This window comes from Streptococcus sp. CCH8-C6, from assembly GCF_001557225.1.
GTDB lineage: Bacteria > Bacillota > Bacilli > Lactobacillales > Streptococcaceae > Streptococcus > Streptococcus sanguinis_C.
Genome location: NZ_LSJN01000032.1, coordinates 1 through 24,667 on the forward strand (window position 1 = coordinate 1; position 24,667 = coordinate 24,667).

The window sequence follows — 24,667 nt, forward strand, 5'->3', positions numbered from 1 at the left end:
TAGGATAGCTTTTTTGTTTTTCGTAATCAGAGATGGACTGTTTACCGATTCCTAAATCTTCAGCTAGTTGAGTTTGGCTTACCCCTTTTTCTATGCGTAGTCGTGCCAAATTGGGTCCAAAATTTTGAATAATAAAGGTCATGGGAAACTCCTATTTTTATTTTTAACTTATTTTATCACCTATAAACTTACAAATCAAGTTTTTAGTTGACTAACTAAAATATTTTTTATAAAATATATTTATAACTTAAAAATAAGTTATAAACGATAAAAATAGTTCATAAGTTTAGGGACAGTGAGTGAGGAGGAAGTTGAGGATGAGACTATGACTTATGACTATTCGAAGCCTTGGAGCTAGAAATTGTGTGGACAAGGACAAGGGACGAGCCTGACGGGAAGTCAGGCGAAGTCCTGAAGACTGCCGTCCAGACAATTTCTAGCCAAGCAAAAGCTGGCTATTCTAACAGCCAGCAAAAAGGTACACTTAGGGCAACGCCCAAAGAACGACGGAACGAGCAATCGTTGATTTGACGGTGTTTCTGAAACCTAAAAAATCTAAAAGAAGGGGGGACAATTTTGTTGGTTTCTATACAAGATTTAAAAAGTATTCAAGAACGATGTGATGTAGGAGAATTAGTACAGCGGTTAGATGTCAGTATTGATAGATTAACGGTTATCTGGGATACAGACATTGGTTCCCTAAGACAAATTTTTAAAAATCTGAAACAGGCAATAAGTACAAGAGTTGATTCATTTGAAATACATGATAACGTACGAGATGATGTCTTTACTTTAGCTAAAGATTTTAATGAGTATGATTCAATCAATATTATATTTTTTCAATTATCCACTTATGGAAATGAACAATTGATTCGAATTGATTTCAATCCTAATACTTTAAAAGAATTTGATGGAATGAAAGTATGGAGGCAATTAATGTACTTTGCTAGATTGAATTCATTGACAGTACGTTTGTCTCGTTTTGATTTGGCATTTGACATTTTCAATAGGCCTGAAATCGTTAATTTGCAACATATTAAAGGTGGTGTTACCCATAAGGTCTTCTATGGTAGAGGGGGTGAATTAGAGACGAAATATTGGGGTTCTAGCGGTAGTAATGTACAAGTTAGGTTATATGATAAGAATAAAGAAATCATTGCTCACAAGCGCGATGAGAAGCTAGATTTGGCTGTAAATCCGTTTTGGTGGAGACTGGAATTCCAACTTAGAACCAAAGCGATTGGTGAGGAGATGGTCCAAGATGTTATGAATCGACTTGATAATTTCGGATTTTATAAGCTAGAACATATTCGAGTGGAGCAAAGAGCATTTACAATTATCTTTCTCAACAATCCTGAACTGTTATCATTGGCTTTTCCAAATTTAAAATCAGACAGCATCAAAAAGAAAAAAACAAGAGTCCGCAAACTATTGAGAGAAGAAACGAATCAATTTGCGGAAGAACTAAAAGAAGTATTAATACAGAATCTCCCTAAATTAAATGCAGAATTACAACTACTTGTAGGCGAGTTTCTGAATTTAGAAAATAAATAAGGAGGATAACTATGGACAATAATTTAATTAGTAACAAAGAATTAATTGAAATGGGCTATCGCCCTCATACAGCAAATGATATCATTCATCAGGCAAGAGAATTACTTGTCTCACGAGGCTATACATTTTATAATCGCAAACGTTTGATGGTTGTTCCAAAAAGTGTTGTAAATGAGATTCTAGGAACTGAGGTGGCGTAATATGGCAAGTGTTCGTTATCGAAAGCGAGGAGATAGTAATTTATGGACCTATGAAATTCGTAGCGAAGGGAAAACAGTTGTTCATAATAGCGGTTTTAAAACAAAAAAACTTGCAGAGTCAGAAGCTGAACCGATTCTGCAAGAACTTCGTTTAGGGAAAAGAATTTCTAGAGATATTTCTCTTGTCGATCTATATCAAGAATGGCTTGAACTAAAAATTATACCGAGTAGTAGGTCGGAAGAGACAAAGAAAAAATATCTTCTCCGTAAAAACACAATTGAAAGATTATTTGGAAATAAAAAAGTCACTCAAATTCGTGCGAGTGAATACCAAAGAATTATGAATAAGTATGGACAAACAGTTGGTAGAAATTTTCTTGGTAGATTGAATACTGGGATTCATCAGAGCATCCAAATGGCAATTGCAGACAAAGTTCTAATAGATGATTTTACACAACATGTCGAGTTATTTTCATCCAAAGAACAACAGATGACAGAAGAGAAATATTTACATACAGAAAAGGACTATCTGGATTTACTTTTAGCAGTAAAGAGAAAATTTGATTACCAACGTTCAATTGTTCCTTATATCGTCTATTTTCTATTAAAAACAGGCATGAGGTTTGGAGAGTTAATAGCGTTAACTTGGAATGAAGTTGACTTTGACAGAGGACTGCTAAAAACATATAGGAGGTTTAATACCCTTTCTCATAAATTTGTCCCTCCAAAAAACAAAACGTCCATTCGGATGGTACCGATAGACGAAGAATGTATTAAGATATTACAAGCCCTAAAAATTGAACAAGAGAAGGCTAATAAAGAGCTAGGAATCAAGAATAGGTATAAAATGATTTTTCAGCATTATGGATATATTCACTTGGTACCAGATATTGCAAGTGTCAATAAAGCTTTGAGTGTTCTTTTAAATGAATTAGATATTTATCCAATTATCACGACAAAAGGAGCACGTCATACCTATGGAAGCTACCTCTGGCACAAAGGATTTGACCTTGGAGTTATTGCAAAAATTCTAGGGCATAGAGATATTTCAATGTTAGTAGAAGTATATGGACACACTTTAGAAGAGAAAATTTTTGAAGAATTTAATCAAATTAGAGATGTTTGGAAAGATTGCTCATAAAAAAATGTGGGGCAAATGATGGGGCAAATCAGTTATAGACAAGCAAAAAAGCCTTATAAATCAAGGCTTTTTCCTGTTGATTTAGATGCCCCCTGCAGGGATCGAACCTGCGACCCACGGATTAAGAGTCCGCTGCTCTGCCAGCTGAGCTAAGGAGGCAATAGAAAAAGCTGTATTGGTGCCGGACCTTCACGATTTGTATTGAACCCGCGCAATTAAGCAGGTGGGCAACTCGCTCTAACTGAAGCTGCTTCCGCGTGACACGGCTTGCATGCTGTTAGAAGTCTTTTGTTTCCCTAATAATACAAAAAATAGTCGGTCAACACTTAAGTGTGAAGTCGTACACCACAGCGTTTCTATAATTATAATACCATAAATTTTGAAAAATTCAAGAGAAAAATGTGATTTTTTGCAAACGATGTCATCATTTTTTTAAGTCATCAATCTTATCCTTAGTCATCCCAAGGGCTCGCTCGTATTTACCATTCTCATTAGGAGTGAAATAATTGGCGTCTTTTATCTTGTCGGGCAGATAGTCCTGCTTGACCCAATTGCCAGGATAGGAGTGAGGGTAGAGATAGTCCTGTGCGTTGCCCAATTCCTTGCTGCCGGCATAGTGTCCGTCGCGTAAGTGGCGGGGAATGGGAAGATTTCCATTCTTTCGTAAGTCAGCTAAGGCCTTGTCCATGGCCAGATAGGCTGAGTTGGACTTGGGCGATAGAGCTAGATCGATGACAATATTGGCAATAAGGATACGAGCTTCAGGAAAACCGATCCGCTGAGCTGCCTCCAGAGCTGTAACGGTATGGACTTGAGCGTCAGGATTTGCTAGGCCAATATCTTCGTAAGCGATAACGGTCAAACGTCGAGCTAGGCTAGGCAGGTCTCCTGCCTCAATGAGGCGTGCTGCGTAGTGGAGACTGGCATTGACATCGGAGCCACGGATAGACTTCTGTAGGGCAGAGAGGACATCGTAATGGCCATCCCCGTCCTTATCCATGGTGATATAGCTCTTTTGCAGGCTGTTTTCCATGACATCGAGCGTGATGTGGCGAATGCCCTTGCTATCTTCTGGGGTAGAGAGTACGGCTAGGTCCAGCGAGTTATAGGCGGAGCGCAGGTCTCCGTTGGTAGAGATAGCAATGAAATCCAGAGCCTCATCGTCTAGCTCCACTGGGAAATCAAATCCTCGTTCCTTATCCGTCAAGGCTAGCTGGATGGCTTTTCGGATGTCGTCGTTGCTGAGGGGCTCAAGCTCAAATATCTGAACCCGGCTTCGGATGGCAGGGGTGACAGAGAAGAAAGGATTTTCTGTCGTCGCTCCAATCATGATGACCAGACCGCTTTCTAAGAGCGGCAGCAGAAAGTCTTGCTTGGTCTTGTCCAAGCGGTGAATCTCGTCTAGCAGGAGCACCAGTCCGCCGGAAAATTTCGCTTCTTCAGCAATCTCTTGTAGGCGTTTCTTGCTATCTACCGTCGCATTAAAGGTCCGAAAGGCATATTTAGTTGTGCCGGCAATAGCCGAAGCGATGGAGGTTTTGCCGATGCCGGGTGGCCCGTAGAGAATCATCGAGGACAGGCGGTTGGCTTCAACCATGCGACGGATGATTTTTCCAGGTCCGACCAGATGCTGCTGACCGATAATCTGATCAATGTCAGTAGGCCGCATGCGCAGGGCGAGGTTTTCTGGCATAAGATTTCCTTTCTGCAAGTGTTTTTCTTGGTTTTTTGTGTTACTATTGTAGATAGTAATATTTTATCACAATGAAAAGAGGAAATCATGGCTAAGTACGGTTTTTTGGAGATATTGGACGAGGAAATGGGGAAGAGCTTTCCTTTTGACTATGAGATAAACTGGGATAAGAAAAATCACGCAGTGGAAGTGGCCTTTCTCCTTGAGGTGCAAAATCCAGGCGGGATTGAGACCGTTGATGCTGAGGGCAATGCCTCGGCTGAGGATATTTACTTTGAGGAAGCCGTGCTTTTCTATAATCCAATCAAGTCTCGTTTTGAGGCTGAGGACTATCTGGCAGCCCTGCCCTATGAGCCTAAAAAGGGGCTGTCACGGGAGTTTCTGGCTTATTTCGTGGATTTTCTAACCCAAACAGCTGAGTCTGGTCTCGATGCACTCATGGAGTTTTTAGCTGATCCAGAGGCAGCAGAGTTTGAGCTGGCTTGGAATGCTGAGGCTTTTGAAAATGGCAGAGCAGATTTGACTGAGACTGACTTTTATTCCTATCCGAGGTATTAGGAGGCGCTTATGGCAAATGCAGAAGGACTAGATTTACTGCACAAACAAATGGAATTTTCTGGCTGCAAGATTGCCTTGCTCTGTGATGATAAGCTACTGACTATCTTGCGAGACGATATTTCAACCATTCCTTGGCCCAATATGTGGGAGTTGCCGGGAGGTGGCCGCGAGGGTGAGGAGACGCCTTTTGAATGCGCCCAAAGAGAAGTTTTCGAAGAGCTTGGTTTGAAGCTTGAAGAAGCTTCCATTGTCTGGGCTAAGGAATATCAAGGAATGCTTGATCCTGACGAAACTTCTATTTTTATGGTGGGAACCATCACTCAGGAAGAATTTGCCAGCATCGCCTTTGGCGATGAGGGACAGGCTTATCAGATGATGGATGTGAGCCAGTTCTTATCAGATAAAAAGGTTATTCCGCAGCTACAGGACAGGTTGAGCGATTATTTGGAGGTGTGAGCATGATTTATATTGAACGGGCGGGAGCTGAGGATTTAGAAACCATTATTGCCATTCAGCGAGCAAGTTTTAAGGCTGTTTATGAGAAATATCAGGATCAATACGACCCCTATCTGGAGGAGCGAGAGCGGATTCGCTGGAAGCTGGTTGAGCGGCCCAATAGTTTTTATTATTTTGTCAAAGACGACGAGAAGATTCTGGGCTTTATTCGCTTGAATACAAATGATGAACAGACAGCGGGCTGGATTGGAACAGTGGCGATTTTGCCAGAGTACCAGAATAAAGGATATGGCTCTGAGGGGCTTGGTCTGATAGAGGAGAAATTCTCCACCATTAGGCAATGGGATTTGTGTACGGTTTTCCAGGATAAAGGCATGGTAGCTTTTTATGAGAAAAACGGCTATCATCAGACTCATACTGAGCCTGAAAAAGAGGGCATGGATATGGTTTACATGACGAAGACAATGAAATAAACAAAGAAAGGATTGTTCAGTTAAATTTCTAAACTGAACCCGCCCTAAACACTGTTCCAAAAAGATAAGGTTCTCTTAGACGCAAGCATTGTCAGAGAATTTCCTATTTTGGCTTTGTGTTTTACGGGCTTGGTATTTTAATGATGGACACTTGGCAGGAATTAACGATTGAAGTGAAGCGTGAGGCGGAGGAAGCAGCCTCTAATATTCTGATTGAGCTGGGCAGTCAGGGTGTAGCTATTGATGACAGCGCAGATTATCTGGGGCAGGTCGACCAGTATGGTGAGCTTTTTCCAGAAGTTGAGCAGAGCGAGCGGGTCAGGATTACGGGCTACTACCCAGATTCTGTGGATATAGAGGCTGTTGCGGCCCAGGCCAATGAGCGACTGGCTGAGCTGGATGGCTTCGGCTTGGAGACGGGAGATATTCAGCTCACTCGGCAGGAACTGGCTGAGGAAGACTGGGCGGACAACTGGAAGAAGTACTTTGAGCCGGCTCGGATCACCCACGACTTGACTATTGTGCCGTCCTGGACGGAGTATGAAGCGACAGCTGGTGAGAAGATTATCAAGCTGGATCCTGGCATGGCCTTTGGTACGGGCACTCACCCGACGACCAAGATGAGCCTCTTTGCGCTGGAGCAGGTCTTGCGAGGCGGAGAAACTGTGCTGGATGTGGGTACAGGCAGTGGCGTCCTCTCCATTGCCAGCTCTCTCTTAGGTGCTAAGGACATCTACGCCTATGATTTAGACGAGGTGGCTGTGCGCGTGGCACAGGAAAATATTGAGCTCAACCCTGATATGGAGAACATCCATGTAGCGCCGGGGGATCTTCTCCGAGGTGTGGAAATCAAGGCGGATGTTATAGTTGCCAATATCTTGGCAGATATTCTCATCCATCTGACAGAGGATGCCTACCGTCTGGTCAAGGATGAGGGCTATCTGATTATGAGTGGGATTATTTCTGAGAAGTGGGAAATGGTGCGCGAGTCAGCAGAAACGGCAGGATTTTTCCTGGAAACGCATATGATTCAGGGCGAATGGAATGCCTGTGTCTTTAAGAAAACGCAGGACATTTCAGGCGTGATAGGTGGTTAGATGCAGCAGTATTTTATAAAAGGAAGCCCTCAGTCTCCTCTGCTAGTCACGGATAAGGACACGGCCAAACATATGTTTTCAGTCATGCGGCTCAAAGAGGACGAACAAGTCACATTAGTCTTTGATGATGGTGTGAAACGGCTGGCTCGGGTGTTAGACCCCGGCCAGCAGAGCTTGGAAATCGTGGAGGAGTTAGCAGACAATACCGAGCTGCCGGTTCAAGTGACCATTGCTTCAGGCTTTCCCAAGGGTGATAAGTTGGAATTTATCACTCAAAAGGCAACGGAGCTAGGAGCCTGTGCTCTCTGGGGCTTTCCAGCTGACTGGTCGGTGGCTAAGTGGGATGGCAAAAAGCTGGCTAAAAAGAGTGAAAAGCTAGAGAAAATTGCTCAGGGAGCAGCAGAGCAGAGTAAGCGCAATCTGATTCCAGAGGTTCGGCTTTTTGATAAAAAGGCAGATTTTCTTGCCCAGCTCGGTCAATTTAACACGATCGTCGTGGCCTATGAAGAATCGGCCAAAGCAGGAGAATCTGCAGCTCTAGTCCGGGCTCTGTCGGGCTTGCCAGCCGGAGCAAAAGTTCTCTTTATCTTCGGACCGGAGGGCGGACTATCGCCAGATGAAATAGCAGTCTTTCGCCAAGCAGGGGCTGTGTCAGCTGGTCTAGGTCCACGTATCCTGCGTGCTGAAACCGCTCCGCTCTATGCCTTGACCGCAGTCAGTGTTTTGTTGGAATTGAGCAATGACAGTCTTTAAAAAGCAAAATCAGCAGCCATTTTGGCTGCTGATTTTTTAATCATTATTGTCTTTCACGTTTTTTAAAGGCGAAGATTCCTGCAAGTCCGGTCATGACAAGTCCCAAGAGTCCAAGTGAGGATGTCTTTTCTCCGGTTGCTGGGAAGCTTTCTGCTCCTGCCTGTCTGTGGGACGCTTGCTTGTTTGTGCTTGGGTCAACAGCAGTCAAGACAGGGAAGTCTACTCTACTATGCTGCAGATTGACTGCTTCGACTGCGATAGTCGGACGGCTTGGCTGCTCAATAGGAACCGGTTCAGTTTTCGGTGCGACATAGACGAATTTGTATTCGCCAAATCCTTCTTGGGCAGAAGCTGCTAGATAGACGATGTCTCCGTCTGTACCAATCAAGTTCTTGGCCTTATCAGCTGTCAGGAAGCGCAGGTCCAGTCCCTTGATGGTATCAGCGAAATGCCAGTTTTGATCTGCACTTGGATTGATATTTTTGACAGCTAAGATATAGTTGATGATAGCTTGGCGGTTTTCCAGATTGAGCAGACGGTTGAGGCTGGCTTCTCGAACACCAGGGAAATTACCGTTAGACCGGTAGTTGTTGGTCACGACGATAAATTCCTGATTGGGGTCAATCTCTTTGCCTTGGTATTTCAGATTACGGACCCGGCTGGCATTTGGGTTGGCCAGTTTGCCTTCGCGGTCGTATTTGTTCGGCTGGGTAATGTCAAACTCATAGGTAACACCGTCGATAACATCAAAGTTATAAGTCCGGTAGTCAGTATTGACAAGATTTTGCGGTTGGCTATTATTTGGATCAATGGTATTGAATTGTCCAGCTGACATTTCCAACCATTCTTTGAGCTGGGCACCGTTGACCTTGAGGATAGCTGTGACATTATCGTAGAGATAGAGGTCTGCTACATTCTTGATGGCAATAGGGCCAGCTGGAATGTCTGTGTAAGCCGTTGCGTCCCCACGAGTTCCTGCCTTGAAAGGCGCTGCTGCAGACAGGATAGGAAGATTGGCTTCAGGCGTGCCAGCCAGCTCTTGCTTAGCATACCAAAGCTGAGCATTATTGACGATTTGCACGGATGGATCGTCTTTGACCAGAGAGAAGTAGCTTGTAATGGGTGCAGTCGTAGTACCGACTTGCTGGCGGACATAGTTGATAGTCCCTTGGTGGGATTCTTTGGCAATGTCAATGACGCGCTGATCGGCTACATTAGACTTGGTATCTACCTTGCGGATAGAGCCCTTGCTGTCAGTGACTTTCCATTTGCCATCGGTATAGTTTAGCTTGAGGTCAATGACGCCCAGATGGTCGCCGTATTTTCCAGCCATGGTTACTGGAGTACCGTTGATTTTACCGTTGACACCGTCTACGCCAGGGTATTTTTCGTAGAAGCCAGTTCCGTTTCCGCTTGGGAATTCTGCGTGGGAATGGCCCGTTACAACAGCATCCACACCTGGCAGGCTAGCGATTTGATAACCTTCATTTTCCTCGCCTTTTTCATACTTGTCATCTCCGATACCAGAGTGAGAAAGTACCAAAGTGATGTCTGCACCAGCCTTGCGCATCTCAGGAATGATGTCTCGAATAGCCTCAACAGAATCGCGAACAACCACTTTTCCTTCTAGGTTCGCCTTATCCCAGTTGAGAATCTGCGGCGGTACAATCCCAGTCACACCAATCTTGACAGTCGTCAAGTGTCCCTGAGTATCCGTAAAGGTCTTTTCGATGATTTTGTAAGGCTGATAGATGAATTTACCAGTCGCTGGATCCAGCACATTGGCATTGACAATAGGCAGGCCAGCTGTCTCAATCACGCGGTTCAGATAGTCCAGACCATAGTTAAACTCATGGTTCCCTAGCGTACCAGCTTCGAAGCCCAGAGCTTGTAAGGCAGCGTACATAGGGTGCTGTTCGCCCTTCTCCACAGGATCTACAATTGCCTTATAGGTTCCCAGCGGCGTTCCTTGGATGGTATCGCCATTGTCGACCAAGAGGACGTTTGGATTTTCTTTCTTGGCCTTCTCGATCAGCACGGCTGTTTTAGCCAGTCCCAAAGTCTCCACCGGCTTGTCCTGATAGTAGTCGTAGTTGACCAAGTTGGTATGGAGATCGGTTGTTGCCAAGATACGCACATCAACAGTCTGTCCCTCCACGGGCTTAGTATCCTCAGTAGCTGCTACATTGCGAGCCATAGCCATCAGAGCATCAGTATTTCCACTAGCATTTTCTGGGGAAATAGCAGAGCTAGGCTCCGTGCTCTCTGTTGTCGCAGTAGTCTCAGTAGGACTTGCAGCAGTCGTTGGTTTTGCTTCCGCTGCGCTGCTTTCTACTGGAGCAGTATTGTCAGTGACAGCTGGAGCATTCTCATCAGCCTGAACAGCATTTACAGCTGCCGCAAGAGCTGCTGCGCTCAAAAGCACAACCGTTTTTTGAAGGGATGATTTAGACATAATATCTCCTTTGTTAAAATGAATTTCAGACTTATATTATACTATATTAAAACGCTATCATCAAGAAGAAATTTCCAGTTTAGAGCTTTTATGCTTTCTAATATTAGTTTGAAAATACTGAATGAAGACATCAGAGGATAAGTGAATAATCGGATGAAGGTAGAATAAAATAGAGTTTTAAAATTTATGGTACACTATACAGTGACTGAAATAAGTACTTTATTAAGTATAATAAACAAGGAAAATATCATGAAAAAGCGGATTTTTCTCAAAATATTATTTTTAGGGGGAGTGATGATAGGATTAATAGGATGTGGAGAAAAGAGCACCCGAGATTGGATTGAGAATCAGGTAGCTGAAATGAGTCGCGTCTATCCCACTGAAAATCTATTTGATTTGTTTAAGCAATTTCCGGATGGATTTAAAGTAGAGCAAGTGTATATCAAACGGGGGACCTATCTTATTGAAATCACTTTACAAGGAGATAGTAGTAATCACACAATTTCTGGAGTGCTAACCAAGACACGGGCTTCTGATGATATTACTGAAAAGCCAGAAGAAACAATAAGAGTTGATTATATAGACAGCAATTTTGTCTTTTCTGATGAGGAGAAAGCGAAAGAATTATGGCCTTTTGATGGATTCTTATTTCAAAAGTTAACAATTAATCAGTCTTTTCTATCTTCTTTATCTATGAAATCCAAAAGTTATAATGGCAACAACGGGGCGTTTGATATTGATTATTCGGTTCAAAATCAAACTATCAATCAGTATTTTCACAAAAACGAAAGAGAACAGGCAACTTTAGGTTTTGGAAGCTCAAACCGAAACGACGATTATTACTATTATTCAGTAACTGTCAACTACGACAATGTTTATTCATTTAGAGAAACCGTGTCAAATTAAGAGGAAAAAAATTTGTTAACAGTGACATTCCTACTTTAGATGCTTCAAATTTAGCATGTTATCTACTTTGATAAAATCATTATTAGGAGCAGCTGTCTCACTGCCTTGTATCCGCTTTCGTATTTTGGTATAATAGTGATGAACTCACTTGGGTAAGTCAGAAAGGAAAATAAAACGGAAAAAATCAGACTGCCTAAGCTGGGAAGCGTATCTGCATTTTGCCTGATAAGGAGAGGAGGTTCGCCATGACTATGTCTGCCTTATTTGAGTTGTTTGTCGCCCTTTTGGGTGTGGCATCTACTTGCTACCTTGTCTACGCTTATTGTCAATTTATCAAGGAAGAAGTTCATCACTTTCTTCACCACAACCCGCCCGTTTAAGGCGGGTTTTTATATGAACCGTCTTCTAGGTTTTCATATCGGGTTAAAAGTGATAAAATAGTAGGCAGGAATTGGAGAGACGAGATGCCAAAAGAAGTGAATTTGACGGGCGATCAGGTATTGGCCCTTACGAGAAAATATCTGGCTGCGGAGGATGTAGCCTTTATACAGAAAGCTTTGATCTATGCGATTGACTGTCATAGTGGGCAGTTTCGCAGGTCAGGCGAGCCTTATATCGTACATCCCATTCAGGTGGCAGGGATTTTGGCCAAGCTCAAGCTGGACGCAGTAACGGTCGCCTGCGGCTTTCTGCATGATGTGGTTGAGGATACCCGTGCGACGCTGGATGATTTGGAAAGAGAGTTTGGGACTGATGTGCGCGTGATTGTGGATGGGGTTACCAAACTGGGTAAGGTCAAGTACAAATCCCACGAGGAGCAGCTGGCAGAAAATCACCGTAAGATGCTCATGGCCATGTCAGAGGATATCCGGGTTATTTTGGTCAAGCTGGCAGACCGTCTCCACAATATGCGGACGCTCAAGCACCTACGCAAGGATAAGCAGGAGCGGATTTCCAGAGAAACAATGGAGATCTACGCACCCTTGGCTCATCGCTTAGGGATTTCCAGTGTCAAGTGGGAGCTGGAGGATTTGTCTTTCCGTTATCTCAATGAAGTGGAATTTTACAAAATTTCCCACATGATGAAGGAGAAGCGTCGGGAGCGTGAAGCTCTGGTAGAAGAGGTGGTTCAGAAGATTGAGACCTATGCTGGCGAGCGCAATCTGCACGGTAAGATTTATGGCCGGCCCAAGCATATCTACTCGATCTATCGCAAGATGCAGGACAAGAAGAAGCGTTTTGATGAGATTTATGATCTGATTGCTATTCGCTGTATCTTGGATACTCAAAGTGATGTTTATGCCATGCTGGGCTACATTCATGAACTTTGGCGGCCGATGCCGGGGCGGTTCAAGGATTATATTGCAAACCGCAAGGCCAATGGTTACCAGTCCATCCATACGACCGTTTATGGCCCCAAAGGTCCGATTGAGTTTCAGATTCGGACCAAGGAAATGCATGAGGTCGCTGAGTATGGGGTTGCGGCCCATTGGGCTTACAAGAAAGGCATCAAGGGACATGTAGACAGCAGAGAATCGGCCATCGGGATGAACTGGATCAAGGAGTTGATGGAGCTGCAAGACCAGTCTAACAATGCTAAGGATTTCGTTGACTCGGTCAAGGAGAGCTATCTGGCTGAGGAAATCTACGTCTTCACACCGGATGGAGCAGTGCGTTCTCTGCCTAAGGACTCGGGTCCCATTGACTTTGCCTATGAGATCCATACCAAGGTCGGTGAGAAAGCCACAGGAGCCAAGGTCAATGGCCGCATGGTTCCTCTGACAACCAAGCTCAGGACAGGTGATCAGGTGGAAATCATCACCAATGCTAACTCCTTCGGTCCTAGCCGCGACTGGCTCAATATTGTCAAGACCAGCAAGGCTAGAAATAAAATCCGTCAGTTCTTTAAAAATCAAGACAAGGAGCTGTCTATTTCCAAAGGCCGAGAGCTCTTGCAGGCTCAATTCCAGGAGCATGGCTATGTAGCTAATAAGTACATGGACAAGAAGCACATGGAAGAAGTGCTGCAGAAGACAAGTTATAAGACTGAAGAGGCGCTTTTTGCGGCGATTGGCTTCGGTGAGATTGGTGCCATTAGTATTTTCAATCGTTTGACAGAAAAAGAGCGTCGTGAGGAAGAACGTGCCAAGGCCAGAGCAGAAGCGGAGGAATTGGTCAAGGGCGGCGAGGTCAAGGTCGAAAACAAAAAAGACACACTTAAGGTTAAGCACGAAGGCGGTGTAGTCATTCAGGGGGCGTCTGGTCTCCTTATCCGGATTGCCAAATGCTGTAATCCTGTGCCAGGTGATGATATTGTCGGCTATATTACCAAAGGACGCGGTGTAGCCATTCACCGGCAGGACTGCATGAATCTCAAGGCCCAGGAAAATTACGAGCAGCGACTGATTGATGTGGAATGGGAAGACAACAACACGACCAAAGAGTACACGGCTCACATTGATATATACGGTCTCAACAGGTCTGGCCTCCTCAATGATGTGTTGCAGGTTCTGTCCAATACCACTAAAAATATTTCAACGGTAAATGCTCAGCCAACCAAGGATATGAAATTTGCTAATATCCACGTTTCTTTTGGTATTGCTAATCTGTCCATGCTGACGACGGTGGTGGATAAGATTAAGAGCGTGCCAGAGGTCTACTCGGTCAAGCGGACTAATGGCTGATTCTTTTCGGAAATCATTATTGAGCTGTAAGTTACCGTTAAATCAAAGGAAAAGATATGAAAATAGTGATTCAGCGCGTGAAACGTGCTCAGGTCAGCATTGACCAGCAGCTGCACAACAGTATTGGACAAGGTCTCCTGCTCCTAGTAGGCATAGGGCCTGACGATAGTCAAGAGGATATGGATTATGCAGTCAGAAAGATTGTCAATATGCGGATTTTTTCCGATGCTGAGGGCAAGATGAACCTGTCTATCAAGGACATTGGCGGAGAGATTTTGTCCATTTCCCAGTTCACTCTGTATGCAGATACCAAAAAGGGTAATCGGCCAGCCTTTGTCAAGGCGGCTCCGCCAGAGATGGCTAGCAGTTTTTATGATGCTTTCAATCTTGCCTTGCAGCAGGAGGTGCTGACTCGGACGGGGATTTTTGGGGCAGACATGCAGGTAGAACTAGTTAATGATGGTCCAGTAACCATTATCTTGGATACGAAGAATCGCTGAGAAGAAGTATGAAAAGGAGTTTGAACACTAGTGTTCAAACTCCTAATTTTTTTGCTTCTGTAGCAATGAATGTATAATTTCCTACAACATTTCTAAAAACCATCAATCATTTCTTGAGGAATGATTTCTTTGATGGTCGTTACTAGCTGATTGATAAGCTTTATGGCTTCAGCGGGCTCAGTGTAGAGTTTTTGAAAATAGGTCTGTATATTTTCTTCAAAATGCTGAGGCAATAGCGAGCAATTGGTTTTTGCAAACTCCAGCATTCTCTTTTCTCCAGGGTGCGTCTGTTCGTTTAGAGCGAAGAGCAAGTCAAAATAGGAAGCAAAAAATTCACTGCTACGGTGATTGATGCTGAGCAGGTCCTGACGCTTGAGCGCTTTTTCTATTTGTTTGGAGAAAGCTGGCATGGCTTGATCGAGTAGGAGGAGCTGCTTCTTAATAATATTCTTTTTGAGCTCAGCTGGATAAGGTCGTCTGTACTTGTTCTGAAGTGCCTCATAGTGACCATTTCGGTCGTAGATGATTTTACTGTGGAGCAGATTGTGCCACATACAGGTGGTATAGGCATTCTGGACTTGGTGGTCTAGGACTACAGTCTGGAGGTCTTTATCAAAGCTGTCCAGTGTACGGTAAATGAGCTCAATTTCGATCTTACTCTTTAGAACACAGTCATCCTCTAGTTCCCAAAACTGATTGCCGATTTCCATGTAGGAGCAGTACTTGCTGAGGATATCGCGTCGAGTCAGGGGAGCAATGGAACCTGTCAAGTAGATATAAACATCATAGTCTGAGTCTTTGTCAAAATGCTGTCCAGCACGAGAGCCACCGAGAACAATAGCTTCCACTTGATCTAGCTGGGCAAATTCTTTAAAGAGTTGTTGTGGCATAATTTTTCCTTACTGATTTTTGACATCATTGTAGCAAAATGTAAGCGGGTTGGCAAGAAGGGAAAAACAGCTTTTGGCATGGTACTAAGCCTGCAAAATTGAGGCCCCTAGGGGTAGGAAGTGGATGAGCAGGAGTTGGGAGACTTTGACTAAAAAGAAAATTATCTAGGAAAGGTAGGTTGAAAATTTGACTTTGTGTGCTAAAATTTTAGGACCTTTTTCCTCCTTTAACGCATTGTCAGTTTTCTATTTTTTAAACTCATCGCCTTATTTTTATCTGCAACTTTTCTTATATTGTTGAGATAAGTTTTTAAAGAGTTTTTGACATCATTTAGTCCAAAAATGAGAAGCATAGTAGGCAAGTGGAAGTGGCGATAATCCTTGATTTGTTTATGTTTATGATTTCTTTCATTCTTTAGAAATATTTTAGAATTACTTTATAAATTCTTGAAGTTTGTCTTGTATAATCATATTAAAGAAAAGAAAGGAGTCTCTTATCATGGAAAATCTAGTTCAACAGATGCTGAATGCTCTGATTCAAATTGCTTTGTTTGCTTTTCTTCCTTTTGTTTGGTGGTTGATAAGTGCTAGAAGAAAAAGTCCATTTTTAGAATGGCTTGGCTTAAAACCACTAAAAGATGCTGGCAGCCGAAAGATCTGGCTGTGGATTTTGTTGGGTTCGCTATCTTTCTTGCTTCTTTCGTTTTTGCTAGTATATCCTGCTGTAAAAAATCTGGATACAGCGACTTCGAATTTCTCAGGCCTAGGCTTTCAAGCCTTGCCAGCTGTTTTGATTTATGGTATTTTTCAAACTTCTCTGTCGGAAGAACTGCTATTCAGAGGTTTTCTTTTAAAGAGATTGGCTAGCCGCTTATCCTTTGTGGTAGCCAACACCATACAAGCTGCTCTTTTTGGTCTGCTCCATGGCTTAATGTCTATAACAGTGCTCTCTTGGCAGCAAACCCTGCTCATCATTTTGTGTACGGGTGGCATCGCGGCTTATATGGGCTTTGTCAATGAAAAGAAATCTGATGGCTCCATTTTAGCTAGCTGGATTATACATGCTTTAGTAAATGTGATTACGGGTAGTTTATTTGCTTTTATGCTGATTTGATAAATCGATAATTTCACTTCAAATCAAAAAGTTCCGATTTTCCTTGAGAATCGGAACTTTAGATTTAATGACAGGTGAGCAAAGGTTTAGGTGTAAGTCAAACGAAGCTGCTTCTACTGATTTGCAGGGCTGTCCAGTTTCATTTGCTTAAAAACATAAAGGAAGAAGTCCTTCGAAACTTCGAAATGTCCGTATCTTATCTGAGAAGCATATTGGCGCCACTGAGGATGTTGTCGGACTTGCTCAATGGGGCAGTCTTTGACAGGCTGGTAGTAGCTGACATCTCGCCGAAATGGGAAAAAGCCTTCAAACATCTCTACTTGATAAGCAGTGTCATCTAGAATCTTGCCAACTGCTGTAAAGGCCTGCAATTTTTCCTGACCGTTCAGTTGATACTTGGGGCTGTAGTACAGAAGATAGTCCCCCTTTTTCATTCGGTTCAGCGGTGCTTTCTTACCATGGCAGACTTGGCAAAATCCACCTTCTACACCTCTTAGGACGTGTTCTTTTGATACGACACCAATCCAAAATCTAGTCATTTTCTGCCTCCAGTTTGATTAAGAGTTGGTTTAATGTTTCTGTATTATTTTCTAATTTTCCAAAGAACGCCTGATCAATGCTTTCTACCAGAGGAAGGGCTTGGTTGACCTTTTGAAGCCCCGTATCCGTTAGAAGTATGATGTTGGCACGGCTGTCCTTGGGATGGACTTCCCGCATGATCAAACCTTTCTTGACCAAGAGGCGGATGATTTGGGATATGGTCATAACATCCATGTCAGAAAATTGGGCAATATGGGTCTGACTCACCCATTCTCGCTGACGCAGAAGCGCTGCAAGAGTGGTCAGAACGACAAACTGGGGATGGGTCAAATCAATCGTTCTCAGTTTGTTTTTTATCAGCCCATGCCACTTGTGGTAGGCACGGATAAAGAGCAGACCGGTTGATTTTTTGTATTCATCCTTGTAGATGGAGTTAAATTGCGATTTTTCCATTAGCTTCCCCTCTAGATTTTTATAAGTACACTTATTATATTCTGACATCTTATTTTTGTCAATAAAAACCCAGTTTAGACTAAAAAGTCCAAACTGGGTTCTGTTTATAGTTTTTCTACATAAATCTGCTGGGCAATCATAGGATTGATTTGGATTTCTTGGGTTTCTGTCTTGAGAAGATAGGCCTGAGCGAAAGAATCGTATTGGATGAAGGTGATGGTTTGGCCGATTTGCAGGTTATATTTTTCCAAGTATTTGAGCAAGTCAAAGTCGTCGTGTACGCGTTTGATGATATAGTCACCAGGGGCAGAAGCCTCTTCCAGAGTCAGTTGGTTTTCTTCGTCCAGAAGCTCTCCCTTGGCTGGGATGGTGCCTCCGTGAGGACAGGTCTTGGGGTACTGGAGCATGGCATCCAGACGCTCAACGAAACGCTCAGAAACAGTGTGCTCTAGGACTTCGGCTTCCTCATGGATTTCATCAGTCGAGTAGCCGAGATGATTGACCAGAAAGACCTCAATCAGCCGGTGCTTGCGATAGAGGTCGGAAACTAGCCTTAGCCCCAAATCAGTCAGCAGGTAGCCGGCTTTTTTATCCTTGACCAGAAGTTCTTCCGCCAGCATTTTTTTCATCATTTCCGTCACAGCTGGAGGTGAAACCTGCATGAGCTGGGCGATTTCTTTATTGGTGATTTTTTTGTGGCGGCTGCCAATCTCATAGATACACTTGAGATAGTCTTCTTTATTTGGGGTCATCTTGCATCCTCGCTGAACTTTCTATCATTAGTATAACAAAAATCGCTGCAAGAATACAGTGTCTAAGCCTTTCTTTGATGTTTAGATTTTCTTCATTCGCTTGTAATCGTTTTGCGATTATTATATAATCAAAGCGTACGATTTAAAAAATAAAAAGTAAAAATTCTTTAGCTGGTTTGCAGAAAATTGGCTTGCTTTTTACCTTTTTGCAAAAGGAGAATCCTATTATGAAAAAAAGACAAATGATGGCGTCTCGAGCAGAGAAGTTTACTCGTTTTGGCATTCGCAAATGCAGTCTGGGAGCAGTCTCGGTAGCGATTGCAACTGGTCTGGCCTTTCTTGGAAGTGGAGCAGTGCAGGCAGATCAGCTGGCACCTAGTCAGACAGCTGACAGTGTCGCTATCAGCCAGGCTGTGGAGAACCAAGCTAGCACAGCTACAACTCCGACTGTGACAGAAACCAGTCTGTCAAGTATGGATAAGGCTGCACCAGCACCGGAGGCTGTTAGTCCTGCAGCTAGTCAGATATCTACGTCTTCCGATACCAGTGCTCAGTATACTTCTTCAGATCCTGTAGAAAATGCCCAGCCGAAAAGCGATGTTGTAGCTTCAACAGAGAATCAACCTGCTGTAGCTGAGAACTCAGAAAAAAGTGATGCTTCTAATCAGCCAGCACAACCAGCTTCTGCTGCAGAGCACCCCTTGGCAGCAGCAGAAGTCAAAAAGCCACAGGGCAAGATCACTATTCAGAACAACAATCCGCAGACGGGTGAATTTGATATTGTCGTTTCTGATATTGTTGCCCCAGATGGTCTGAAGTCCGTTTATCTACCGACTTGGTCAGCTGCTAACGACCAAGATGATGTGCAGTGGTACACCGCTGAAAGACGAGCCGATGGGACCTATTTCAAACATGTCAGCTACCGCAATCATAAGAACTCTCTTGGTGAGTATAATGTGCACCTCTATTTTGTGAATGATGCAGGCCAGCTGCAGGGAGCAGGTTCGGCTAAGACGGTTGTTACTCGCGCGCAGCCACAAGGCAAGATTACTATTCAGAACAACAATCCACAGACAGGTGAATTTGATATTGTCGTGTCAGACATTGTTGCCCCAGATGGTCTAAAAGCTGTTTACTTGCCGACTTGGTCTGTTGCTAACGACCAAGACGATGTGCAGTGGTACACAGCCGAAAGACGCGCTGATGGGACCTATTTCAATCATGTCAACTACCGCAACCATAAGAACTCTCTTGGTGAGTATAATGTTCATCTCTATTTTATGAATGATGCAGGTCAGCTGCAGGGTGCAGGTTCGGCTAAGACGGTTGTTACTCGCGCGCAGCCACAGGGTAAAATTACCATTCAGAACAACAATCCGCAGACAGGTGAATTTGATATTGTCGTTTCTGATATTGTTGCCCCAGATGGCCTGAAGTCTGTTAGTCTTCCAACCTGGTCCACCGCTAACGACCAAGACGATGTGCAATGGTACACAGCCGAAAGACGAGCCGATGGAACCTATTTCAAGCATGTCAGCTACCGCAACCACAAGAACTCCCTTGGTGAGTATAATGTTCATCTCTATTTTGTGAATGATTCAGGCCAGCTTCAGGGTGCAGGCTCAACAAAGACGGTGGTTACTCGCGCGCAACCACAGGGCAAGATCACCATTCAGAACAACAATCCGCAGACAGGCGAATTTGATATAGTCGTTTCTGACATTGTTGCCCCAGATGGTCTGAAGGCGGTCTACCTGCCGACTTGGTCAGCTGCTAACGACCAAGACGATGTACAATGGTATACGGCTGAGCGCCAAGCTGACGGTACCTACAAAAAACATGTCCGAGCTCAGGATCATAAGTTTTCAGTAGGTGAGTACAAGGTTCATCTTTACTATCTAAACGAGGATGGCCAGATGCAAGGTGCAGGTGGCGAGAAGCTGATGGTTTCTGTAGCACCTGAAAACATCCGTGCGACTGGAAAAATCAATATCCAAAACAATAATGCTCGAACAGGAACTTTTGATGTAGTTGTGACAAATGTCTCCAATCCAGGCGGAATTCAAGCAGTCTATCTGCCAACTTGGTCAACAGATAAGGATCAGGATGATGTCAAGTGGTATTTAGCTCAAAAACAGGCGAATGGCACCTATAAGATAACAGTCCGAGCTAGTGACCATAAGCTTTCTACCGGCGAGTACAAGATTCATCTTTACTATAAACAGGACAATGGTCAGCTCATCGCTGTTGATGCTACAACGACTCAGGTCTCCAAAGCAGTTTATAATACTCCATACTACTCACAGCGTGATGGTCGCTGGGGTGGCAGGAAGTATGGTCCTTACAGCATGGATGCGACAGGATGCGTGCCGACAACGCTAGCCATGGTTATTTCTGGGATTACTGGGACAGAAGTGCTTCCGACAACTGTTGCGGATTACCTATATAACCATACCAATGAATTTAATAAAGATGGATTTGGCACCAGCAGCCGTGGTATTGTCCGAGCTGCCCAGCACTGGGATCTGACGACTGAGACCCTGTTTACAGCTTCTGCAGTCAAAGAAGCGCTTTCGCAGGGGCATCATGTCCTAGGTGCCGTTGGTACCAGCATCTTTGCCCACTATCCAGTCACTCATGAGCTGGTTCTCAAAGGCTATGACAATGGAAAAACCTATGTACGTGACCCTTATAATGCAGCTAATAATGGCTGGTATCCAGTAGACTATCTCTTTGGAGTCAAGAGTGTAGATCCGACGGATAATACTGAGGGCTCTCCCTTCATTGCCATCAAAGGATAAGAAATTCGTGAATAAGAGGACCGCTCGTTGCTTGACGGGCGGTTTTCTATGTAGGTATAATAGAAAAAAGAAAGGAGGGGAGCCATGTATCCGAAAGAAGGGAAAGAGCAGTTCTTTCAGCAATTGCAATCAATCGGTTGGTCTCAGACAGCGCTAGAACAAGTTTTTGCAGGGTTAAATAACGAGCAAGGGAAAACATTGACAGAAGAAAGAGATTACCTGCAGGAGGCTCAACTTTTTGGCAGTCCCTTCTTTCAAGAGCTCTGGCAGGCTGAGGAGACTCAAATCAGCAGGTTAGGAGCTCAGGAGCTGCTGGTTTTGGCTATGAATCTTGTTAATATGCCTGAGGAGCTGAGCGGAAACAAGGCAGAGACAGATCTTTTACTGGCTCGGATTGCTCCAAACCTAACACCACATGATCGCTTTTGGAAGATTTTTTCAAGCACCTTGCGCCAGGCTTTTCCAGCAGATGATTTTAGCCAAAGGGATGGCAATCAAAAGCTCAAAAGGCAGCTACATCAGTTTCGCTATGTCATTTCCTGCCAGCAGGCCCAGTGGGTCAGAGATTACTACCGTCAGACTGGTATGACAGATGCAGAAGCCTTGGCCTCCTATCTAAAGGCTTTTCCAGCGCTGCCTTATAACTTTCAAGAATCCTCTCGCTTGCATAATAAAGCCTATATTGATAAGATGTCTAGTCAAGCTATCTATCCGGATGGTCAAGCGAGTCAGGCCAATATAAAAATCCTGATTGATTTTCATACAGAGTTTATTCTGGATCAGGCAGATTGTTTTCTCAATATCATCGATCCAGAGGGGGCTAGCCAAAATGGTATTGTGAATGGCGCCAGCTTTAACTATGGTGAGCGCAATCGTCCGGTCAATCAGGCTTCTCATACTCGCTACGATGTCAAAACGCCTGCAGTCTGGGATCCTCACTTTCGAAGGCTTGCCATTGAAAATGGCGGTCGTAAGTTCAAGTCACCTCAGAATAATCGTGGTCCGCTGGGCTATCGTTCGGCTAAGAGCCCTTATGCTCGAAAGGGGCGGAGTGCTCAGAAACAGGTAAAGGCAGAGATTGCTCGGTTCAAGAAATTGCTGAATCGGCCATCCATCCTCTTGCGTTCCTGGGCTTGGTTCCGTCAGTTTTGGCAGAAGTTTTTCGCACAAAAAAATACGGACTAGCAGGTCCGTATTTCTATCTCTTATAAACTCTTAACTGCTGCAATCGCCGCATCATAGTCAGGCTCGGTATTGATATTGTCGACATATTCAGCGTAGGTCACAGTGTTGTTTTCGTCTAAGACAAGAACTGCACGAGCCAAAAGGTGCCATTCATTGATGAGGACAGCATAGTCATGGCCGAAAGAATGGTCGAAGTAGTCAGAGAGCATGACAGCATTCTCAATGCCTTCAGCAGCACACCACTTGCCTTGTGCAAAAGGCAAATCAACTGAAACCGTGATAACAACGGTATTATCCAAGTCAGAGAGCTCTTGGTTGAAACGACGAGTCTGAGTTGAGCAGACACCAGTATCGATAGATGGGATGATGCTCAGGACTTTCTTTTTGCCAGCAAAGTCAGCCATAGTTTTCTTTGAAAGATCAGTTGCTGTCAAGCTAAAATCGTGGGCAGTGTCGCCGACTTGCAGTTGCTTTCCAGTAAAGGTTACAGGATTTCCGAGAAAAGTTGTCATAGGAAGTCTCCATTCATGTTTGATAGCTTCATTGTACAGCGAATAATGATTTTTTTCGAATAATTTGACTGGAAATTTGAAATCGACTCTATGTGAAGCTCCTTCTCCAAAAATAAAGAGGTTAGGATTTTGTCTTCCTAACCTTTTATCATTATTTGGCCAAGCCTTCAGAAATTTTATCTAGATTGTATTTCATCATGCTGTAGTAGCTGTCGCCTTCTTCGCCTTCATCAGCGATTGAGTCCGTGAAGATTTTAGCGTGGATTGGGATGTTGGTGTCTTTAGAAACAGTCTTCATCGGACGGTCGTCCACACTTGATTCGACAAAGAGAGACGGCACTTTTGTCTTGCGTAGTTTTTCAACTAAGCTTTTGATTTGGTCTGGAGTTCCTTCTTCTTCTGTGTTGATTTCCCAGATGTAGGCCGACGGCACGTTGTAGGCCTTAGAGAAGTACTTGAAGCAGCCTTCGCTGGTCACAATCATTTTCTTTTCTTCTGGGATATTGTTGAATTTCTCCTTGGCCTCCTTATCCAAAGCGGTTAGCTTTTCCACATAGGCTTTAAGATTTTTCTCGTAAGTAGCCTTATTGTCAGGGTCTTTTTCAATCAAACGCTTGGCAATGTTTTGCGCATAGATAATGCCGTTTTCCAAGTTGAGCCAAGCATGGGGGTCTTCCTTACCCTTTTCACTTTGACCTTCAAGGTAAATGACGTCAACGCCATCGCTGACAGCATAGTAGTCCTTGTTTTCTTCCTTATTGGCATTTTTGACCAACTTGGTAAACCAAGCATTACCGCCAGTTTCCAGATTGATACCGTTGTAGAAGATGAGATCCGCTTGAGAAGTCTTTTTGACATCTTCAGGCAGGGGCTCATATTCATGGGGATCTTTGCCGACTGGTACAATGCTGTGCAGATCAATCTTATCGCCAGCTATATTTTTGGTAATATCAGCGATAATTGAGTTGGTCGCAACAACCTTGAGCTTGGACGAGTCACTGGACGCGTTCTTCTGATCGGAGCAGGCAAAGAGAGTGCAGACTGCTAGCAAAAGCAGGGATAAAAAACCTAATTTTTTCATGGGATTCCTCCATTAAATTTTATTTTAGTTTAGGTTGGTTTTTAAGTTTTAAATAGCGTTGCTTAGGGGCAATAAAGAAAGAGATGAGAAAGATGAGGGCCGAGGTCAGGACAATGCTGGATCCTGCAGCGACATTAAAGCTATAGCCGATAAAGAGTCCCAGCACAGAAGCCAGAGCTCCCAAACCCGAGGACAGCAGAATCATAGTTTTCAGACTGTTGGCATAGAGGTAGGCCGTTGCTGCCGGCGTTATCAAGAGAGCGACAATCAGAATGGTTCCCACGCTCTGCATAGCTGTCACAGAGACCAAGGTCAAGAGAATCATCAGCAGATAGTGATAGAAGCTGACTGGCATACCCATTGCTTGAGCCAGCAAGGGGTCAAAGGAAGTAATCAATAGCTGTTTGAAAAAGAGGGTGATGATTAAGAGCACAGCTATTCCGACTCCAATACTAATCCACATATCAATATCCTGAACAGCCAAGATATTCCCGAAGAGAATATGAAAGAGGTCAGTGGAGCTATTGGCAACGCCGATTAGGATCACACCCAGAGCTAGGAAGGATGAAAAGGTAATCCCAATGGCCGTATCGCTTTTGATAATGGAATTGCCCTTGATGTAAGTGATAATAATCGATGCCAAAAGTCCGAAAGTGATGGCTCCGATAAAGAAATTAATCCCTAAAATGTAGGACAGGGCCACACCGGGCAGAACCGCGTGAGAGATAGCATCCCCCATGAGCGACATGCCGCGCAGAATGATAAAGCAGCCGACAGCTCCAGCAACAATCCCAATGACGATGGCTGTGATGAGGGCATTTTGCAGAAAGTGAAAGTCCCGCAGCCCTTGGAAGAATTCTAAAATCATT

General features: G+C 43.9%; 26 protein-coding genes and 1 tRNA gene. 16 read left to right on the forward strand and 11 right to left on the reverse strand.

Going from position 1 to position 24,667, the window contains the following annotated elements:
• Positions 1-142 (reverse strand): helix-turn-helix domain-containing protein (locus AX677_RS03110; protein WP_048790918.1); only part of this gene is annotated, 142 nt, incomplete at its 3' end.
• Between the two features lie 206 nt (positions 143-348).
• On the opposite strand from AX677_RS03110, the gene AX677_RS09495 reads away from it, so the two are divergent.
• The 4 genes from AX677_RS09495 to AX677_RS03125 are packed head-to-tail and all read left to right on the forward strand — an operon-like array spanning position 349 to position 2,895.
• Positions 349-531, forward strand: coding sequence for a hypothetical protein (locus tag AX677_RS09495; protein ID WP_002911103.1), 183 nt, complete (start codon positions 349-351; stop codon positions 529-531).
• Between the two features lie 45 nt (positions 532-576).
• Positions 577-1,554 (forward strand): replication initiation protein, encoded by a 978-nt coding sequence (locus AX677_RS03115; protein ID WP_060976131.1) that lies wholly within the window; start codon positions 577-579, stop codon positions 1,552-1,554.
• An 11-nt stretch (positions 1,555-1,565) separates the two neighbouring features.
• A complete protein-coding gene (locus tag AX677_RS03120) occupies positions 1,566-1,754 on the forward strand; it encodes a DUF3173 domain-containing protein (RefSeq protein WP_000369785.1) in 189 nt (62 codons plus the stop codon).
• A 1-nt stretch (position 1,755) separates the two neighbouring features.
• A complete protein-coding gene (locus tag AX677_RS03125; protein WP_060976132.1) occupies positions 1,756-2,895 on the forward strand; it encodes a site-specific integrase in 1,140 nt (379 codons plus the stop codon).
• A gap of 86 nt (positions 2,896-2,981) precedes the next feature.
• Here the strand turns inward: AX677_RS03125 and AX677_RS03130 are convergent.
• Together AX677_RS03130 and AX677_RS03135 are read right to left on the reverse strand one after the other, a co-directional pair.
• A tRNA-Lys gene (locus AX677_RS03130) sits at positions 2,982-3,054 on the reverse strand.
• Between the two features lie 265 nt (positions 3,055-3,319).
• Positions 3,320-4,588, reverse strand: a complete 1,269-nt coding sequence (locus AX677_RS03135) for a replication-associated recombination protein A (RefSeq protein ID WP_060976133.1) — start codon at positions 4,586-4,588, stop codon at positions 3,320-3,322.
• Between the two features lie 87 nt (positions 4,589-4,675).
• Between AX677_RS03135 and AX677_RS03140 the strand changes: the two genes are divergently transcribed.
• From AX677_RS03140 to AX677_RS03160, 5 genes are all read left to right on the forward strand, one after another.
• The gene (locus tag AX677_RS03140) at positions 4,676-5,146 is read left to right on the forward strand and encodes a DUF3013 family protein (RefSeq protein ID WP_060976134.1); all 471 of its coding nucleotides are present in this window, start codon (positions 4,676-4,678) and stop codon (positions 5,144-5,146) included.
• A 9-nt stretch (positions 5,147-5,155) separates the two neighbouring features.
• Positions 5,156-5,602 (forward strand): NUDIX hydrolase, encoded by a 447-nt coding sequence (locus AX677_RS03145; protein ID WP_060976135.1) that lies wholly within the window; start codon positions 5,156-5,158, stop codon positions 5,600-5,602.
• 2 nt (positions 5,603-5,604) lie between these two features.
• Positions 5,605-6,075, forward strand: coding sequence for a GNAT family N-acetyltransferase (locus AX677_RS03150; RefSeq protein ID WP_002918261.1), 471 nt, complete (start codon positions 5,605-5,607; stop codon positions 6,073-6,075).
• A 143-nt stretch (positions 6,076-6,218) separates the two neighbouring features.
• Entirely contained in the window at positions 6,219-7,172 is a 954-nt protein-coding gene (gene prmA, locus AX677_RS03155; protein WP_032909253.1) for a 50S ribosomal protein L11 methyltransferase, read from the forward strand.
• Entirely contained in the window at positions 7,173-7,925 is a 753-nt protein-coding gene (locus AX677_RS03160; protein WP_060976136.1) for a 16S rRNA (uracil(1498)-N(3))-methyltransferase, read from the forward strand.
• A 43-nt stretch (positions 7,926-7,968) separates the two neighbouring features.
• Here AX677_RS03160 and AX677_RS03165 read toward each other — a convergent pair whose 3' ends face one another.
• Positions 7,969-10,380 (reverse strand): bifunctional 2',3'-cyclic-nucleotide 2'-phosphodiesterase/3'-nucleotidase, encoded by a 2,412-nt coding sequence (locus AX677_RS03165; RefSeq protein ID WP_060976137.1) that lies wholly within the window; start codon positions 10,378-10,380, stop codon positions 7,969-7,971.
• 249 nt (positions 10,381-10,629) lie between these two features.
• On the opposite strand from AX677_RS03165, the gene AX677_RS03170 reads away from it, so the two are divergent.
• From AX677_RS03170 to dtd, 4 genes are all read left to right on the forward strand, one after another.
• Complete coding sequence (locus tag AX677_RS03170) at positions 10,630-11,286, forward strand: hypothetical protein (protein WP_060976138.1); 657 nt, start codon at positions 10,630-10,632, stop codon at positions 11,284-11,286.
• Positions 11,287-11,531: 245 nt separating this feature from the next.
• Positions 11,532-11,666, forward strand: coding sequence for a hypothetical protein (locus tag AX677_RS09565; RefSeq protein ID WP_002896703.1), 135 nt, complete (start codon positions 11,532-11,534; stop codon positions 11,664-11,666).
• Positions 11,667-11,750: 84 nt separating this feature from the next.
• A complete protein-coding gene (locus AX677_RS03175) occupies positions 11,751-13,970 on the forward strand; it encodes a bifunctional (p)ppGpp synthetase/guanosine-3',5'-bis(diphosphate) 3'-pyrophosphohydrolase (protein WP_060976139.1) in 2,220 nt (739 codons plus the stop codon).
• 56 nt (positions 13,971-14,026) lie between these two features.
• Positions 14,027-14,470: a D-aminoacyl-tRNA deacylase gene (dtd, locus tag AX677_RS03180; RefSeq protein ID WP_060976140.1), complete on the forward strand. Its 444-nt coding sequence runs from the start codon at positions 14,027-14,029 to the stop codon at positions 14,468-14,470.
• Between the two features lie 92 nt (positions 14,471-14,562).
• On the opposite strand, the gene AX677_RS03185 is transcribed toward dtd, so the two are convergent.
• Complete coding sequence (locus AX677_RS03185; protein WP_060976141.1) at positions 14,563-15,360, reverse strand: DUF4037 domain-containing protein; 798 nt, start codon at positions 15,358-15,360, stop codon at positions 14,563-14,565.
• A 499-nt stretch (positions 15,361-15,859) separates the two neighbouring features.
• On the opposite strand from AX677_RS03185, the gene AX677_RS03190 reads away from it, so the two are divergent.
• Entirely contained in the window at positions 15,860-16,474 is a 615-nt protein-coding gene (locus AX677_RS03190) for a CPBP family intramembrane glutamic endopeptidase (RefSeq protein WP_002911124.1), read from the forward strand.
• Between the two features lie 113 nt (positions 16,475-16,587).
• Here AX677_RS03190 and AX677_RS03195 read toward each other — a convergent pair whose 3' ends face one another.
• The 3 genes from AX677_RS03195 to AX677_RS03205 all read right to left on the reverse strand — a co-directional run bounded on the left by AX677_RS03195 (position 16,588) and on the right by AX677_RS03205 (position 18,219).
• A complete protein-coding gene (locus tag AX677_RS03195; protein WP_060976142.1) occupies positions 16,588-17,013 on the reverse strand; it encodes an EVE domain-containing protein in 426 nt (141 codons plus the stop codon).
• A complete protein-coding gene (locus tag AX677_RS03200) occupies positions 17,006-17,467 on the reverse strand; it encodes a MarR family winged helix-turn-helix transcriptional regulator (RefSeq protein ID WP_060976143.1) in 462 nt (153 codons plus the stop codon). The genes AX677_RS03195 and AX677_RS03200 overlap by 8 nt, the downstream gene beginning before the upstream one ends.
• Before the next feature lie 104 nt (positions 17,468-17,571).
• Positions 17,572-18,219: a metal-dependent transcriptional regulator gene (locus AX677_RS03205; RefSeq protein ID WP_002896686.1), complete on the reverse strand. Its 648-nt coding sequence runs from the start codon at positions 18,217-18,219 to the stop codon at positions 17,572-17,574.
• A gap of 227 nt (positions 18,220-18,446) precedes the next feature.
• On the opposite strand from AX677_RS03205, the gene AX677_RS03210 reads away from it, so the two are divergent.
• Positions 18,447-21,020, forward strand: a complete 2,574-nt coding sequence (locus AX677_RS03210) for a GBS Bsp-like repeat-containing protein (RefSeq protein ID WP_082730213.1) — start codon at positions 18,447-18,449, stop codon at positions 21,018-21,020.
• Positions 21,021-21,104: 84 nt separating this feature from the next.
• Positions 21,105-22,205: a DUF3114 domain-containing protein gene (locus AX677_RS03215; protein ID WP_060976145.1), complete on the forward strand. Its 1,101-nt coding sequence runs from the start codon at positions 21,105-21,107 to the stop codon at positions 22,203-22,205.
• 20 nt (positions 22,206-22,225) lie between these two features.
• Here AX677_RS03215 and tpx read toward each other — a convergent pair whose 3' ends face one another.
• From tpx to AX677_RS03230, 3 genes are all read right to left on the reverse strand, one after another.
• Positions 22,226-22,717, reverse strand: a complete 492-nt coding sequence (gene tpx, locus AX677_RS03220) for a thiol peroxidase (protein ID WP_002910774.1) — start codon at positions 22,715-22,717, stop codon at positions 22,226-22,228.
• Positions 22,718-22,868: 151 nt separating this feature from the next.
• Entirely contained in the window at positions 22,869-23,798 is a 930-nt protein-coding gene (gene ssaB, locus AX677_RS03225; protein WP_009659801.1) for a metal ABC transporter substrate-binding lipoprotein/adhesin SsaB, read from the reverse strand.
• Between the two features lie 19 nt (positions 23,799-23,817).
• Positions 23,818-24,666, reverse strand: a complete 849-nt coding sequence (locus tag AX677_RS03230; protein ID WP_009659779.1) for a metal ABC transporter permease — start codon at positions 24,664-24,666, stop codon at positions 23,818-23,820.
• Between the last annotated feature and the right edge of the window lies 1 nt (position 24,667).

Bases quoted from the DNA above. Each gene is read 5' to 3' on its own strand.
- AX677_RS03150 (WP_002918261.1), top strand. From the start codon at position 5,605: ATGATTTATATTGAACGGGCGGGAGCTGAGGATTTAGAAACCATTATT.
- AX677_RS03125 (WP_060976132.1), top strand. From the start codon at position 1,756: ATGGCAAGTGTTCGTTATCGAAAGCGAGGAGATAGTAATTTATGGACC.
- AX677_RS03210 (WP_082730213.1), top strand. From the start codon at position 18,447: ATGAAAAAAAGACAAATGATGGCGTCTCGAGCAGAGAAGTTTACTCGT.
- dtd (WP_060976140.1), top strand. From the start codon at position 14,027: ATGAAAATAGTGATTCAGCGCGTGAAACGTGCTCAGGTCAGCATTGAC.
- AX677_RS03145 (WP_060976135.1), top strand. From the start codon at position 5,156: ATGGCAAATGCAGAAGGACTAGATTTACTGCACAAACAAATGGAATTT.
- AX677_RS03230 (WP_009659779.1), bottom strand. From the start codon at position 24,666: ATGATTTTAGAATTCTTCCAAGGGCTGCGGGACTTTCACTTTCTGCAA.
- AX677_RS03165 (WP_060976137.1), bottom strand. From the start codon at position 10,380: ATGTCTAAATCATCCCTTCAAAAAACGGTTGTGCTTTTGAGCGCAGCA.
- AX677_RS03205 (WP_002896686.1), bottom strand. From the start codon at position 18,219: ATGACCCCAAATAAAGAAGACTATCTCAAGTGTATCTATGAGATTGGC.
- AX677_RS03160 (WP_060976136.1), top strand. From the start codon at position 7,173: ATGCAGCAGTATTTTATAAAAGGAAGCCCTCAGTCTCCTCTGCTAGTC.
- AX677_RS03195 (WP_060976142.1), bottom strand. From the start codon at position 17,013: ATGACTAGATTTTGGATTGGTGTCGTATCAAAAGAACACGTCCTAAGA.
- AX677_RS03175 (WP_060976139.1), top strand. From the start codon at position 11,751: ATGCCAAAAGAAGTGAATTTGACGGGCGATCAGGTATTGGCCCTTACG.
- AX677_RS03135 (WP_060976133.1), bottom strand. From the start codon at position 4,588: ATGCCAGAAAACCTCGCCCTGCGCATGCGGCCTACTGACATTGATCAG.
- AX677_RS03140 (WP_060976134.1), top strand. From the start codon at position 4,676: ATGGCTAAGTACGGTTTTTTGGAGATATTGGACGAGGAAATGGGGAAG.
- ssaB (WP_009659801.1), bottom strand. From the start codon at position 23,798: ATGAAAAAATTAGGTTTTTTATCCCTGCTTTTGCTAGCAGTCTGCACT.
- AX677_RS03185 (WP_060976141.1), bottom strand. From the start codon at position 15,360: ATGCCACAACAACTCTTTAAAGAATTTGCCCAGCTAGATCAAGTGGAA.
- AX677_RS03190 (WP_002911124.1), top strand. From the start codon at position 15,860: ATGGAAAATCTAGTTCAACAGATGCTGAATGCTCTGATTCAAATTGCT.
- tpx (WP_002910774.1), bottom strand. From the start codon at position 22,717: ATGACAACTTTTCTCGGAAATCCTGTAACCTTTACTGGAAAGCAACTG.
- AX677_RS09565 (WP_002896703.1), top strand. From the start codon at position 11,532: ATGACTATGTCTGCCTTATTTGAGTTGTTTGTCGCCCTTTTGGGTGTG.
- AX677_RS03215 (WP_060976145.1), top strand. From the start codon at position 21,105: ATGTATCCGAAAGAAGGGAAAGAGCAGTTCTTTCAGCAATTGCAATCA.
- AX677_RS03200 (WP_060976143.1), bottom strand. From the start codon at position 17,467: ATGGAAAAATCGCAATTTAACTCCATCTACAAGGATGAATACAAAAAA.
- prmA (WP_032909253.1), top strand. From the start codon at position 6,219: ATGGACACTTGGCAGGAATTAACGATTGAAGTGAAGCGTGAGGCGGAG.
- AX677_RS03120 (WP_000369785.1), top strand. From the start codon at position 1,566: ATGGACAATAATTTAATTAGTAACAAAGAATTAATTGAAATGGGCTAT.
- AX677_RS03170 (WP_060976138.1), top strand. From the start codon at position 10,630: ATGAAAAAGCGGATTTTTCTCAAAATATTATTTTTAGGGGGAGTGATG.